Below are 15,706 nucleotides of genomic sequence, written 5' to 3' on the forward strand. Positions count from 1 at the left end.
ACAGAAAAATCCCCTCCATAGTAAACAGGTTAATGTGCTTTCTTTTTCCTGTCTACTATAAGGGGATCATATCATTTATGTAGGACTCTTTTTCAGTATTTATAGCGGATTAGCGCTTAGAATCATGGCAATTAAATGCATTTATTTACAAAATTCACCACATAATATATATGCTATCCCTTTTTATTCTGTACATAATTTTCTTTAGGCTGATATAGTATAAACACAATAGTTCTGGAAAGGTGATGATATTATGTATGAACAACAAAATAATAGAGATAGAGATCAAAAAATGATGTTTTTCATGCAGGGAGTTCCCTCAAATAAAATTAACATGAATCAATTACCTAAATGGATTAGAATTTTTGGCTATTGTGCGTTTGGTTGGATAATAGTATTTAGTTTAATTATGATTGTAGGTTTAATTCTGCAATAACTACACAGATAAACAGTTAAACGGGACAGCATTTAGATTATATATCTAGGTATTGTCTCGTTTTTTATGTGTGATTATCCCATGATATAGGTAACCAATTATAATAAAAAGAACTTGTAGAATATCCTACAAGTTCTTTTTCGAATATTATTAAAACGGGAACAACAAACTATTTTAACATTCAGTACAGGGAGACCATTTTGGTTATGGCTTGATTTTATTATAAATTAAATATAAGTTTTTGAAAGGGATATATCTTGAAAATTATGTGAATTGAACAGCTACGATGTTTATATTAGATTTCATTTACGACCAACTTCTTCTTACTTAAATATACTGCACGATCTGATTTTTTAGCAACCTCTTGTGAGTGCGTCACAACAATAATGCATTTATTCTCTTTATGTGCAAGTTCTTGAAACAGTTCTATTATATCCATTGCAGTTTCCTCGTCGAGGTTTCCTGTCGGCTCATCCGCAATCAGTAAATCAACATTACAAGATAGTGCTCGAGCAATTGCTACACGCTGTTGTTGTCCACCGCTTAGTTGCAATACGTTTCGTTTCGCTTCAAGTTCTGTGAGTCCTACCCTCTCTAATAATTCTAATGCTCTTGCTGTTTTATTTTGCACTTTAACACCTGTAATTTCCATTGCTGTTAAGACGTTTTGAAGAGCGGTCATATAGGTAATTAAGTTATAAGATTGGAAAATTACAGATACATTTTGATTACGGTATCGATCCAAACCAATTTTTCTAATATCTTTGCCATTATACAGTACATGACCATTTTTAGGGACATCCAGTCCACAACCTAAGCTCAGAGTTGTGGTTTTACCAGATCCAGATGGTCCTAAAATCGTGTAGAAATGCCCTTTTTGAAAAGAAAAGTTAACATTATCTAGTATCGCTACATTTTTTCCATTACTTTCATAATAATAATCCAAATTTTTAAACTGTAAAATCGTCTCCATATCGAGCCTCCTCATTCATCTTTTAAAAGAATTTGTTTTGGGTTTAAACGTAGAATGGATAATGCTGGAAGAAGCGTTGCTATTATAGCAATAGCTAGTCCAATTCCACCCATTTTCCCTACATCTTCTCCTGTTACACTTACATCAATTTTATCAATTGGATCTTCTTTTTGATTTTGTAGAGTACCACCAGGTCCAGCCATCATTACAGTACCATGTTGCGAGGTATCTGTTTCTTCGCTTGCAGTAGCAATTTCATTCGAAAGTAAATTATCCCCGATATATTGAGAAACTTTAGCTCCTGTTGTTACGGATAATCCAAATGCTAAAATAGCGACACATACTACTTCTACTACGAACTGTGCCATCAGTTTCCACTTTTTCTCTCCAATGGACAATAGAATTCCCATTTCTTTACGACGTCCTTTAATTGATAGCATAATGATTAATCCTAAAATAATCGCACCTGCAATCGATACAATATAAATAATCATTTGAGAAGTCGAAGAGATATTTTCGATAGGACCAATCATTTGCTTGTACAATGAATCATGTGCATCTAATTTATAATAATTAAAATCAATATTAGATTTTTTTGCTTCTTTTTTAAATGCATCAATATATTGTGGATCATTCAAGAAATACACGACTTGAACACTACTTATACCTTGGTCTACTTCTAATTTTTTCATAGTTGAATGCGGCATATATAGTTTATTAGCTGGATCCATAATAGGAGGAGCCTGTTGACCCATTGCTTGCTCATTTGTTTCGTAAATACCGATAATTTTAACCTCAAGGGTTTCCTTCTTATCCCCTGATTGCACTTTAACTTTGTCTCCTACTTTCAAATTGTTTAATTCCGCTAATCGTTTTTCCATTAAAGCTACATTCTGATCCTTCATTTGCTCTGTAATTGGTTTTCCATCAATGATTTTACTTTTTCCGTTTTTAAAGCTTTCTTGTAATGCAGTCTTGCGGACCCCCTCAATCATAAAAGAAGCATTCATATCTATTTCTGTACCAGAGCTTGAACCGCCTCGCACAGCCGCCATTCCCGCTTTACCTTTTCCTTCTTCTTCTCCTTCTGAAGCTCCTACTAGTTTAAGTCCATCAGAAATACCGAAAGTGTTAGCTATGTAATTATAGTCTTTTACATACTTGGACTTCGCTAATTGATCTGTTTCTTGTGTATCGAGCTGCGGCGGATTTGGCATTTCTCCAGTTTCCTTAGCTTTTTGACCTAATTTGTCGAAATCAAGACCTAAAGTAACATCTGCACCAAGTTTTTTTCTTGCAGCATCCGCTGCTTTTTTTGACGCATTTTGGATTGTGAAACCTGAAAGAACCAAATTTGTAACAATCAGAAAAACTGCCATCAAAATTAATGATGTTCCTATCCTTTTTTTCATACTGAGAATTGCTCGTTTCATAAAATTCATTTTTTCTTACCTCCTTGATATCTTGTATTCTATATAGGTTATCTAGAGTTTATATGGAGCTAATCGGTAGTTTAACTAGAGATATAAGGAGTTTATGTGTAGTTATTCATTTACCTGTTCAAGAAAAACTAGAACACAAATTCAAAAACGCAGTCGTTGTTGAATATTGGTAAGGAGTTAGTCAATTTAATATGCAAATTTATCACCTGTTTTTATAATTCAAGCACCTACTATTAGGAAAAGAGAATATTTCCTAATTAATTTAAAACATAAATTTTGTCTATGTTTTAAACAATATGTATTTTGGAGGAGGTTAATTTGATTTTTTCAAAACTCATTGATCGGTACGCCTTATATGATTTACACAAAAAAAGAAGTGTAGCGTTTCAGTATACTTCCCTTTCTAACACTTCATTAAATATAAAGGACATAGAATCTTTTTATAAAGCAAAACCATCACATATTCATTTTGACATTAAGCATTCAAAGCAGAAAAATGAATACATGGTTGGGCAATTCAAATATAAAAGCTCGGTTCAATCCGGTGATTCACGCAACGACTCTGTAACTGGGGAATTATTCTTACATAATAATGAAAATACACCTCATGTTATCTTTGTTCACGGTTGGAGAATGGATTCTAACGAACGTGTGAAAAAAATATTCAACGATCATATGACCAGCCTGAAGTGGAATATGTATTATTTCACTCTACCCTATCATTTTGAAAGAAAACCCGATCAATCCTTATTCAGTGGAGAGTATATGGTAAGTGCAAATATTGAACGAACAGTACACGCAACTAGACAAGCGATAGCTGATTTACGAGCTTTGATTAAATGGATTAAAGCAAACAAAAATGGTCCCCTAATTCTAATAGGGATTAGTTTAGGCGGATTTATTACTAACTTAACCTCTCTTGTTGAAGAAGAAATTGATGTGTTAGTATCCATTTTCTATGCAAATCGACTTTCTTATTCTATTTGAAATACAACTCCGGGTAAATTTATTAGAGAAGACTTGGAATATCATGGTGTTACGTATGATGATTTAATAGATTATTGGAAAATCACTGAACCGAGTCAAGCATTGCCAAAAGTAAAAAAAGAAAATATTTTATTAATTTCAGGTAAGCACGATCTATATGTGCATTCTGAGGATACAGACTACTTGTGGGAATCTTGGGAAAGACCTACACGATATATTTATACATGTGGGCATGCCGAGATCGTTCTTAAACGTAAAAAAATTGCAACTGATACTATTGATTTTATTCAAAATCGATTGAACTCCCCACACTTATCCAATGTCATGCCTTAAATTGCGAGATTACTAAGTACAAAATCTTATACTTATATTGTTATATTTTTTACTAGTCACCTTTGTAAATCTTAGCCCCAAGCCTTACACGATTGAAAATGAAATAAATAAATAACTAAGGAACTAATTTACCATATGGAAAAACATTGCTCAGCATTTTCACCAGTGGTCCCTGTATATGCAATATTACATACAAAAATCTTTATTTATTACGTTATTAATTTAAAAATAAATTATTCATCCATTAATCTATACCATCCGTATTTACATTTATGGATACCCTAATTACATATGAAAAAGAGAGAAGAACATTGGTTAGTTCTTCTCTGTTTGTTTATTTTTAAGATAACTATCTATAAAATTTTGCTTTTCATAATTCTTCATGAGTCTAGAAAAGAAATTTTTCTAATGTACATAATTACAACGACATGAAAACACTTAGCTCTTAAATCCACTACTTGTATTATTGATTGCATGAAACTCCTTCTTGAGAAAGGTTTTAATTCCGGAATATTCTGTTGACCATTATAACATATCCAATTTACAATTTAATTGTGGTGTTCTTTCACAATTAAACTACTTAGAATACACTTCATTTATTTGAAAACAATTACAAATAGAGGTGCTAAAATGAAAACTAGAGTAAATCCAGAATTATTACAAGGGTTAGAGATGTTTCCGGATCTCGATTTATACCCGGAAAACTTGCAATCAATCAGAGAAGGAATAGCTCAAATGAGACCACCTACCGTTGTTGATGACTCCCTTTCTTTATCAGATAAAGTCATTGTTGGACCTGATGATAATCCGTTACGATTAAGAATTTATCGTCCAAAATCCAATCATGAATTTTTACCTGTCTTATTATGGATACATGGTGGTGGTTATATCTTAGGGTCTATAGATGATAACGATGATACTTGTATGAGGTTTGCAAAAGAAGCTGGCTGTGTGGTCGTGTCTGTAGACTACCGCTTAGCACCTGAACACCCTTACCCAGCACCAATTGAGGATTGTTATTCAGCTTTAAAATGGATTGCTGATAATGCAAAGTCATTAAACATTGATTCGAATCGAATTGAGGTTGCAGGAGTAAGTGCTGGCGGTGGACTAACAGCAGCATTATCATTATTAGCACGAGATCGAAAATACCCTTCAATTTGTTTACAAATGCCACTATATCCAATGATTGATGACCGAAATAATACACCTTCAGCGAATGAAATTAAAGAGGGATTTGTTTGGAACCAAAAGGCAAATGAAGCTGGCTGGAAAATGTATTTAGGAGGAATGTATGGAACGGATCAAATTCCTGCCTATGCAGCGCCTTCTCGAGCTGAGGATTATAGTGACTTACCGTATACTTACACATTTGTTGGTCAATTAGATCCATTCCGAAGCGAAACATTAACCTATGTAAGCAAACTAGCGCAAGCTGGTGTTGATGTCGAGTTTCATTTATATCCAAATGCCTATCACTGGTTTGAAGGGTTAAATCCAAATGCCGATGTATCTATTTATGCTGTGAACGAAATAGTACAAGCAATAAAAACTGGGTTCAAAAGAGTATCTAAGGTTGAGGCTTAATCCCATTACAAGAGAAACACTCATAAATAGTATACATTTGTGAGTGTTATTATCATTTAAACATAATAGCCGATTCTCATTTGAAATCGGCTATTAATATGTAAAATTCACCTAATATATCAAGGTTGAGAAACAGATATAAGATGTTTAGGCGATGTGTTTATTTCCTCTGCCAATGCTTTTATGTTCATCATGATTTGAAGTATTTCTTCTTTTGTTGTCCTTGGGTTGATAGAGCAAAGTCGAATTACTACTTTTTCTTTTAATTTAGTCGTACTTAGCATAGCAAATCCTCTTTGATTAATTTCTTCCACCAATTTTTTGTTTATTTCATGAATTGCATCTGTAGATGTTAGCTCACATGGAATATAACGAAAAGTAACAATTCCTAATTGGGCGGGTGTTACTATTTCCCAATCTTTTTCTTTCCTTAAAAACTCTTCAACTTGTTCAGCTAGCATAATGCCATGATCTATTGCCTCACGAAAAGCTGTAACTCCGAATGCTTTAAAAGAAAGCCATACCTTTAATGCTCTAAATCTACGAGAAAGTTCAATTCCACGTTCCCCAAAATTCACTTTTTCTTCTATATTAGTTTCCGTATCCCTAATATACTCTGGGATCATACGGAACGTTTCACTTAAATATTGACTATTTCGAATGAGTACACAACCAACATCATAAGGCTGAAAAAGCCATTTATGCGGGTCTAACGTCAAAGAATCAACACGATGAATTCCTCTTAATAACTCTCTTCCTTTTTCGCTCAGAATTGCTGCAGCCCCATAAGCGCCATCCGCGTGTAGCCATACATCTTCATCACCACATAGATCAGCCAATTCATCGAGGGAGTCCACCGCTCCGCAATTCGTTGTCCCTGCATTCGCAATAATACAGAATGGTTTTTTCCCTTTTAATCGATCTTCTTTTATTTGCTTTCTTAAAGTACTAACTGAAATTTTCAAATCTTCATCTGTCTCAATTCGGCAAATTTGATGCTGTTTAAAACCTAATACTTTAAGTGCTCGATCTACAGAAAAATGAGTTTGGTTAGAAAAATAAACAACCGCATTTTCTATGTCATTATTCAACTTGATCTGTCTCGCTACAGTAAGTGCAGTCAAATTAGCCATGGAACCGCCACTGACAAATAGTCCTTCAGCTGAATCAGGGAATCCTAGCATTGATTTTAACCAGTTGATTGTTGTTAATTCAATTTGTTCAGCACCTGCACCTACTATCCAAGCTGTAGGAAATACATTAAAACCACTTGCTAAAAAATCTGCTACTACACCAACATAATTATTAGGACCTGGCACAAAAGCCATAAAATGAGGATGATCCACATGAGTAATTTGATTAAACACATTGTTATTAAGAAAATGAAGTAATTCTTTTGGATTAGATCCGTTTTCCGGAATCGTTTCAATTAGCTTGTCTCTAAAAATATTACTATCAATCGTTTCCGAAACTGGTTTACTTTTTAAATGATTCATATGATCAACAATCAAGTCAACCGCTTGATATCCTAACTGACGCATCTCTTCGGCTGATAACTGCAAGTTTTTTGTCATTTGGTTTACTCCTATTCTATTTAAAAAGGCGAGTTCTTGCTCGCCTTTTCATTTTTTATAATTTGTAATCATCGATTGCCTGTATGGGATTTTGAAGAATCATATTGATTAACTGATGCATGTGATTCAATATTTCTTGTATTTTCGCCGCTTCATATACGGTTTGATCATATCCAAACTTTATTGTAAGTTTCTCTTCAGGGAAGCACATAATTCCATACTTTACATGTGGCTCATCGACAACTTCGTAATCTGTGATGGCAAAATGTCTGTTTTCATTTGAAGAAAAGATTGCTGGATTAGTTGGATAGTTTTCAAAAACCCAAAGATGGTCAGTCAACTCAGTTTTTAATTCACTTTGCTTTTGTATATCAACAAATGAATAGTATGCATACTCATTACATTTCAATGTTTCTAGTTGTACTTTTTGCAGGAGGTCCACAAAAGATTGCATTTCTGTCCATGCTAATCGGATAGGCAAAACATTTGTGAACAGACCGAACATATTTTCAATTCCTTCTACTTCGGGAGGTCTGACTGATACTAGATTAGGCAATACTACTTCTCTCGTTCCGTTGAATTTGCCAAGTAATATTCCCCATACAGCTAGTAGTGCTGTATTCATAGTTATATTGTTTTTAGTTACAAATGTCTGTAACTGATTAGTCAAATCCTTGTCTAATGTTAAATCCATAAAAGTGAAGTTTAACCCTTCACTTTGAGTTGGGACTTTCTTTTTAGGAATACTAATTTTCCGATTGTATCCTGATAAATAATCCCTCCAAAAATGACGTGCTTTCTCATGATCTTGTGCCAAAGTCCAGTCTATGAATGTTTCAAAAGGTTTTACCATAGGTAACTCCGCCGTAGTTCCCGCATTTGTTGTTTCATAGAGCTGGAATAATTCGTCTATCAAAATGCTGACACTCCAACCATCACATAATAGATGATGGGAACTCCAAATTACCTTATGCTCGTTATTACCTATTTGGAATATACAGAGACGTGTCATAAGTTCATCATTTTTGAATCCTCGGCTTAAATTTTCATTCATCCACTGTTTTAGGAATTCTTGCTGTTCTTGTTTCGTCATCTCAATCAAGTTTTTTATTTCTGAATTTATTTGAACATCATATAGAACAGCTTGCCAAGGTTTTGCTTGTTCATCTTGCACAATTATTGTTCTTAAAGAATCATGACGATCAACTAATTGTTGGAAACACTGAATAAAGAGTTTAATATCCAGCTCTCCCTCAAGTGCCCAAATTGTTTGTTCAAAATATGCATTTGTATCAGGTTCATTCGTAGCATGTTCATAAATAACTTCTTGGAAAGGTGCTAACGGGTAAATACGTTCTATTTTTATATCCGGCATTTTTTCTTGTATTTTGGTAAGTGTTTGTTGATTAAGTTGTTTATCTTTAACATTTAGTAATGTAGCTTTATTATCGTTCATTATGTTTACATCATTTGTTTGTGAACTTGAAAAATGGTCTAGCTTTTTAACAAATTGAACCATGTCTCTTAATATAGGAAATGAAAATAGATTTTTTGGTTCAAGCTCAAATCCTTGTCGATACAGTCTGACGGACACTTGAATCGCTTTTATCGAATCTCCACCTAAGGCGAAGAAATGATCATTTACTCCAACTTGATCTATTTTGAGTACTTCTTGCCAAATACTAGTTAATATTTTTTCCATTTCAGTTTTTGGAGCAATAAATACTTCATTTTTTTGTTTCTCTGGAGTAGGGAGTGCTTTTCTATCTAATTTACCGTTTGGAGTCAAGGGTAATTGGTCCAAAGAAACAAAATAAGAAGGAATCATGTAATCTGGCAAGTGATCTCGCAAATGCTTTCGTAGTTCTGTTGTACTAATATTTTGCTCAGTTACCACATATGCAACTAAAAATTTTATTCCGTTCTCATCTGTTTGATCAATTACGACAGCATGTTCGACTTGTTTATAAGTTAAAAGACAATGAGAGATTTCTTCTAACTCTACTCGATATCCTTGAATTTTCACTTGATAATCTTGGCGGCCTAAAAATTCAATATATCCCTCAGAATGCATTTTTCCACAATCTCCTGTTTTGTATATAAGACCAAAATCAGGATGTGACACAAACGCTTCATTTGTTTTCTTTTCATCATTTAAATATCCTTTAGCAAGGCCCACTCCCCCGATATATAAATCCCCAATTACACCAACAGGGCACATTTTCTTTTCATAGTTCAACACATAATACGTTTGGTTTGCCAAGGGCATCCCGTATGGAATACTATTCCAATGTGATTCCACCTGTTTGACCGGATAATAAATTGACCAAATCGATGCTTCTGTTGCTCCTCCTAGTGAAACTACTTCTGCAATCGGAAAATGTCGTTTTATTTTTTCTGGTAAAGAAAGTGGAATCCAATCTCCACTATGTAAAACTAAACGCAAAGAAGAATGTTCAAAATGAGAACCTACTTGATCCAATGCCAAATCCATGATTGCAGGCACTGTATTCCAAATTGTAACCCCTCTACGCTCGACGGTACGGATTAATTCTTGCATGTCTCTTGGATCACGAATCATTACCAACATTGCACCTGTGCTTAACGTTCCGAAAATATCGTATACAGATAGGTCAAAACACATGGAAGAGATACCAATAATACGATCATCTTCATTTACCTCGTATTTTTGATTTATGTCTTGAATAGTATTTGTAACCGCTTGGTGAGTAATAATTACTCCTTTTGGTTTCCCTGTACTTCCTGAAGTGTATATAATATAGGCAATATCTTCTGGACCAGCAATAGCGGGCATATCTTCTGTTGTATAAAATGACAAATGATTTTCTTCATAAAGACTAGGTTCTAATAAAAGTTTGCATGAGCTATTTTTTAAAATATATGTTTGGCGATCTAAAGGATGATCGGGATCAATCGGAATATAAGCGGCACCTGCTTTTAAAATACCTAACATATTAACAATTGTGTCAACTCGCCTTTTTGCTAAAAGACCCACTTTGTCACCTAGACCAATGCCTTGCTCTTTTAAGAAGTGGGCAATTTGATTGGAGCGTTTATGAAGTTCTGAGTATGTTAACCATTCTTGTTCAAATACCACTGCCACTTCATCCGGTGTACGTTTTACTTGGTCTGTAAATAATTGATACAGAGTAGTTGAAGGTATTTTTTCTGTTGTTTCATTGTATTGCTCAATTAAAGTTTGATCCGATTCTTTCATCTGCAAAGATGTTATATCGCTTTGTTTCACCAATTGTTCCAATAAGTCAACAAATTGGGAAAACATTGCTTCTATCACATCAACATCAAACAACTCTTCAACATAGTTCCAGCTAATTAATAACTCTCCATTTTTTTCAATTACTACATTATCCAAATACACTTGTGGAGTCCGAGCATGAATATAGCGAAGAGAACCAAGTTGTTCCCAAGAGAAAGCACCTGCACCTGCTAACATCGAGGTGAAAACGATTGGCATAACTGCTTTTGGCGTCATTTGATGATATCGAGTAAAATCTCGAATAAAGTTAACTCCATCGTAATGACGATGTTCAAGGCCATCTAATAAAGTAGATTGCGTTTCTTTTACTCTAGTAAAGAAAGTTTGCTCTGGTTTTACATCAACATCCAACAAAATAAGCGATGTGAAATCTCCCACAATCTGTTCTACTTCATCATGAACAGGATAACGGTTAAATACAGTCAAATTAATTGCCAATTTACGTTGATTACTCCAATATGCCAACACATCACCATATATTGTACAAAGTAGAGCGGAAGGAGTTACCTCTTTCTCTTGTGCTAACTTTCGTAGCTTTGTCCATTTTTCATTGTCCAGGATCTTAGTAAGTGATTTGAATTTAGGAGTAGCAATCTCTGCTGGATCCTTTTTTAACAGCAAAGAAGGTGCAAACGGAAAGTCAGTAAGCTTACTTGTCCAATAATTTTTTGCTGTTTTATATTCTTCGCTTTGTTCCATTTCATCATAGATAAACATGTAATCTTGAAAATCAAAAGATAGAGATTCTAATTTTTGATTGGGTTTATAATAATAATGTAACAAATCCTGTCCAACAATGTTCATGCTTGCTCCGTCCATTAATAAAGCATCGTATCGAAAACATAATAAATACGTGTCTTCTTTTAAAAGAAAGGCTTTTAATTCAAACAAAGGCCATTGCCCCAAAGGGAATACATGGTTAGTCATTCGAGAACGCTCTTCTTGTAAGCGAGCATTTTGATTCCTATCATCTAAATCTATGAGACTCACTATCTCAATCTCGTAATCAGGAACGCTTTGTAATATTTGTTGTTTTCCCTCTGGTAAAATTACAGCTCGCAACATTGGATGACGATGGATTACCTTTTGAAAACTTTTTGAAAGACGATTGATATCCAATGCTGTTTCATATTCAAAATATGTTTGAGGTGAAATACCACTTAATTCAAACTGTGAATTCCGTCCTAACATATACGCTGTCTGAACTTCTGTTAAGGAAAATGGCTTAGACAAATCTTTAACATGAGTTGGTCTACTTTCAAGGTTTTCCTCTTTATGCTCTAACTTTACACAAGAACTCAGTTGAGCGATTGTAGGGTGCTTAAAAAAATCTGTTGTACTTATTTTTAAGCAGTCTTTTCTTAATAAATTAATTACCTGAAGTGCTTTAATGGATTCTCCTTTTAATGCAAAAAAATTATCATGAATACCGATGCCCTCAATCTCCATAACTTTTTCCCATGCACGCACTAATTTTTGTTCAATTTCATTGCGCGGGGCAACGTATGGAATTGATACATAATCCATTTGTGTTATATCCAACAACCTTTTTCTATCCACTTTTCCATTTGGATTCAATGGAATCTCTTCTACCTGAATCATTTTTTCAGGAATCATAAACTCAGGTAGTTTATCACTTAAATATTTTCTAATTTCACCAAAAGACACCTTGTTATCCGATACATAGTAGGCAGCCAATAATTTCCTATTTCCATACACTTGATCAACAACGATAGCCTGGTTTATTTCTGGATATTCCCTTAATTGAGTTTCGATTTCTCTTAATTCAATCCGATACCCCCGAATTTTCACTTGATGATCCATTCGACCTAAATATTCAAGTTCTCCATTAGGCAACCAACGAACAAGATCACCCGTATGATACATCATTTCCCCTGCCGTAAAAGGACTCGGTACAAACTTTTCATCTGTCAGTTTATTTTTACCAAGATACCCTCGTGCTACCGCTACGCCAGCAATGCAGAGTTCACCGGGAATTCCAAATGGTTTTAATTGGCCATACTTATTCAATATATAGGAATGATAATTCGGGTTAGGTTTGCCAATCGTAACTTCTTTGGAAGTGCTCAAGTCTTTTACTGTTGCGCAAATGGTTGTTTCTGTGGGACCATAAATATTTAAAATTGTTGCTTCACTGATACAACGAATTTTTTCAACCAAATCAATGGAAAATGCTTCTCCTGCTAATAAAATAGATTTTAAATCTTTTAGAAAATTTGCCCCTTCTGGATCACTCAAAATCACTTCCATTCGCGATGGCGTTGATTCCCATAAATCCACCTTATGTTTTTTGACCAAATGAGCCAATTCTTTTGTTGCAAACTGGTCCTCTGTAGCAATTACTACTTTTGAACCTTGCGTTAAAGGAAGACATATTTCTAATAAGGAAATATCAAAAGATACACTAGCAAGAAACAAGAATGATTGATTAGCCTTTACTTTTTCTCTCATTACATTTAAAAAATGAACTAGCGATTTTTGTTCTATCATTACCCCTTTTGGATTTCCTGTCGATCCTGATGTGTAAATAACATAAGCCAAATCATTAGGATTATGTTCTCGTACTAAATTACTTTCTTCACCTTGGAAAAGATATTCTTTATCAAGATACAGTACTTCACCCGCAAATTGTGGCAATACCTCCTCTGTTCGCTTACTAAGTAAATATTTTGCTTGACTATCTTGTAACATATATTCAATTCGTTCAGTTGGGTAGTTAGGGTCGATTGGTAAATACGCTGCTCCTGCTTTTAAAATCCCCATCATACCAATAATCATTTCTAATGACCGATCTACCATAACGCCAATAATACTTTCTTTTGAAACACCTTTACTTTGAAGAATAGAAGCCAATTGATTCGCTTTCTTATTCAATTCTCTATATGTCAAAGATTGATCATTACAAACAACAGCAATTTGATCTGGAGTTTTTAATACTTGCGCTTCAAACAAATCTTGAAATGATTGAAACAAGTCTATGCCCGTTTGAAAAGTATTCAATCCTTCTAGCAACTCTTTTTCTTCTTCTGCAATAATACAAATATCTTTCACTGCCAAATTCGGTTTTTGTGAAACTTGCTTTAAAACATAACAATACGAATTTGCAAATTGTTGCAAAGAAGAGAATGAATGGGACTTGCAAGAAATTTGAAATTCAAATTCATTATGTATTTCATTCCATTTTCTTCGTATCCATAGGGCTAAATTATTCTCTGCGTATTCTTCTAGCGAATTTTCATTATGTAATCCTTCCATCCCGATTACAATTTGAAAAGGAGTTGAATTGTGTTTAACTAATAATTCAGAGAGCGGATACTCCTGATTTTCATACCCGAATAAAGTCGTTTGTTCAATCTCATTTACTAATTGTTCAAAGGTGTGATGCGGATGGATTTCACTTCCTAAAGGAATCAACTTATTAAGATTCTCACTTTGTTCAAGATTTTTTTCAATTATAGGAATACCAATAGTAATTCTTTCTTGATCTGTATAATGTGCCAAACAAACCCTTAAAGCGGCTTGAAACCAGCTAAATAATAATAAATCTTGAGACTTACTTATTTTTTGTGTACTTTTACTAAACTCTGCATTCACTATGACTTGAACGTACTCACAAGGTGTTTCTTTATTTAGTTGGTAATCGCTATTAAATACAGAAAAATCGAGAACCTCGGAAGATAATTGCTCCTTCCAAAACGCTTCTACTTCTTTATTTTCATGAATCGAACTTCGATCTTTAATGTGCATTTTTATCTTTATCCCCCTAATATTCATTTCTTCTACTTGTTAATTTTCAAGCCAACTTCAAGCCCATGGAGAAACACTTGATGGTTATCCAAACATAAAAATTGCTGAATCTCTTCAAATTTCATATGACCAACTGAACAAACCCCTAAATTTAATGTCTCAGCAACCATATTTAAGGTAGCAGTGATAATGCCTGACTCAATACAAGCAAATAAATATCCATCTGAACCGTATTTCGGGATGGAAGCGTTCGCATTATAAACCAAATAAACTGAGAAGGCAGATTGAGTAAATAAATCCTGATTAATTAACTCATGATCACTTTTGATTACTTGATCAATGTTGTTTACAATCACAAGACTATTTTTTGATGGGTTATAATAATAAAATCCAGCTTTCATACCCCCTATACGTTTTGGTTTTACATAAACAAAGATATCAATGGGATAGAGCCCGCCTGCACTTGCGTAATGATAGTATATTTTTTCTTCCCTAACCTGTTTTAGAGTTGATATAAGTTGAGAAAATTGTGAAAAACTAATATGTTTTTCCACATCAAATTGACGACAAGACCTACGTTCCTTGATTAAAGTGGGTAGCTCATCTGTTGTTTCAAGTTGAATTTCGGTTGACCGTGCAGCAATGTGCGTACGATTTAATTGTTCACTCATATACTTATCTAACTCTTCTTTAGAAAAGCGAATCTGGTCGCTATATGGATTTGGAAAAATATTTTCTTGTGAAGAAAATACTTCTCTTGGGTGTAATATGTTACTTACTAACACACGATTTTTTATCATAAGCTCTATGTTTTTTTGTGTCTCTTCTACATTTCCTAACGAAAAGCGTTCTACTAGTTCACTAATTTTCACACCTTTTTGAGCCATAAAATAAAAATCAGGAAACCACTCAGACAGAATACCTGTAAATCTCATTTCTCCTATCAAAACCTCATTATGCAACTTCTCCCAATGCTTAATAGGAGACCAGTAATAAATTTTCTCGCTCATATAACCCTCCATAAACGTTTAACTTATTTTTGAAATGCAATTTTCTAATCTACAAAAAATATTTTTTAGATTCTGATCCTTGTCTCATAGTGATTATAAATACATACACTTCAATGAAACTTGAAAATAATGAAATAACTTTTTCTTCATTAAAATTTTTTATTTCATTGTAAAAAATGATTTTTCTTTGGATATTTCACATCCTTTCCCATAGTAATCCTATAAGGTATAAACCATTTAGAACATTGGGAATATTCATGTATTTCCAATGTGAAATTATTGTAATGGATTGGAGAGC

At 33.8% G+C, this 15,706-nt stretch carries 7 protein-coding genes and 1 pseudogene; 3 read left to right on the plus strand and 5 right to left on the minus strand.

What is annotated here, in order from left to right; genetic code table 11:
- Window positions 1–253: 253 nt before the first annotated feature.
- Window positions 254–436, plus strand: coding sequence for a hypothetical protein (locus V7S50_RS14820; protein ID WP_048560893.1), 183 nt, complete (start codon window positions 254–256; stop codon window positions 434–436).
- A gap of 295 nt (window positions 437–731) precedes the next feature.
- On the opposite strand, the gene V7S50_RS14825 is transcribed toward V7S50_RS14820, so the two are convergent.
- Entirely contained in the window at window positions 732–1,409 is a 678-nt protein-coding gene (locus V7S50_RS14825) for an ABC transporter ATP-binding protein (protein ID WP_242253093.1), read from the minus strand.
- A gap of 11 nt (window positions 1,410–1,420) precedes the next feature.
- The gene (locus V7S50_RS14830) at window positions 1,421–2,851 is read right to left on the minus strand and encodes an ABC transporter permease (protein ID WP_242253092.1); all 1,431 of its coding nucleotides are present in this window, start codon (window positions 2,849–2,851) and stop codon (window positions 1,421–1,423) included.
- Window positions 2,852–3,169: 318 nt separating this feature from the next.
- Between V7S50_RS14830 and V7S50_RS14835 the strand changes: the two are divergent.
- Window positions 3,170–4,171: pseudogene (locus V7S50_RS14835) on the plus strand (alpha/beta hydrolase).
- A 630-nt stretch (window positions 4,172–4,801) separates the two neighbouring features.
- Window positions 4,802–5,758: an alpha/beta hydrolase gene (locus tag V7S50_RS14840; protein ID WP_336376457.1), complete on the plus strand. Its 957-nt coding sequence runs from the start codon at window positions 4,802–4,804 to the stop codon at window positions 5,756–5,758.
- A 119-nt stretch (window positions 5,759–5,877) separates the two neighbouring features.
- Here V7S50_RS14840 and V7S50_RS14845 read toward each other — a convergent pair whose 3' ends face one another.
- From V7S50_RS14845 to V7S50_RS14855, 3 genes are read right to left on the minus strand one after another with little or no spacing between them, the layout of a single operon-like run.
- Entirely contained in the window at window positions 5,878–7,332 is a 1,455-nt protein-coding gene (locus V7S50_RS14845; RefSeq protein WP_242253089.1) for a pyridoxal phosphate-dependent decarboxylase family protein, read from the minus strand.
- A gap of 55 nt (window positions 7,333–7,387) precedes the next feature.
- Complete coding sequence (locus V7S50_RS14850; protein WP_242253088.1) at window positions 7,388–14,398, minus strand: non-ribosomal peptide synthetase; 7,011 nt, start codon at window positions 14,396–14,398, stop codon at window positions 7,388–7,390.
- 32 nt (window positions 14,399–14,430) lie between these two features.
- Window positions 14,431–15,408 (minus strand): SagB/ThcOx family dehydrogenase, encoded by a 978-nt coding sequence (locus V7S50_RS14855; RefSeq protein ID WP_242253087.1) that lies wholly within the window; start codon window positions 15,406–15,408, stop codon window positions 14,431–14,433.
- Window positions 15,409–15,706 lie beyond the last annotated feature (298 nt).

Origin of the sequence: Bacillus sp. CCNWLW194 (genome assembly GCF_037120585.1) — a bacterium.
GTDB lineage: Bacteria > Bacillota > Bacilli > Bacillales > Bacillaceae_G > Bacillus_A > Bacillus_A basilensis.

Bases quoted from the DNA above. Each gene is read 5' to 3' on its own strand.
- V7S50_RS14840 (WP_336376457.1), top strand. From the start codon at position 4,802: ATGAAAACTAGAGTAAATCCAGAATTATTACAAGGGTTAGAGATGTTT.
- V7S50_RS14850 (WP_242253088.1), bottom strand. From the start codon at position 14,398: ATGCACATTAAAGATCGAAGTTCGATTCATGAAAATAAAGAAGTAGAA.
- V7S50_RS14830 (WP_242253092.1), bottom strand. From the start codon at position 2,851: ATGAATTTTATGAAACGAGCAATTCTCAGTATGAAAAAAAGGATAGGA.
- V7S50_RS14825 (WP_242253093.1), bottom strand. From the start codon at position 1,409: ATGGAGACGATTTTACAGTTTAAAAATTTGGATTATTATTATGAAAGT.
- V7S50_RS14855 (WP_242253087.1), bottom strand. From the start codon at position 15,408: ATGAGCGAGAAAATTTATTACTGGTCTCCTATTAAGCATTGGGAGAAG.
- V7S50_RS14845 (WP_242253089.1), bottom strand. From the start codon at position 7,332: ATGACAAAAAACTTGCAGTTATCAGCCGAAGAGATGCGTCAGTTAGGA.
- V7S50_RS14820 (WP_048560893.1), top strand. From the start codon at position 254: ATGTATGAACAACAAAATAATAGAGATAGAGATCAAAAAATGATGTTT.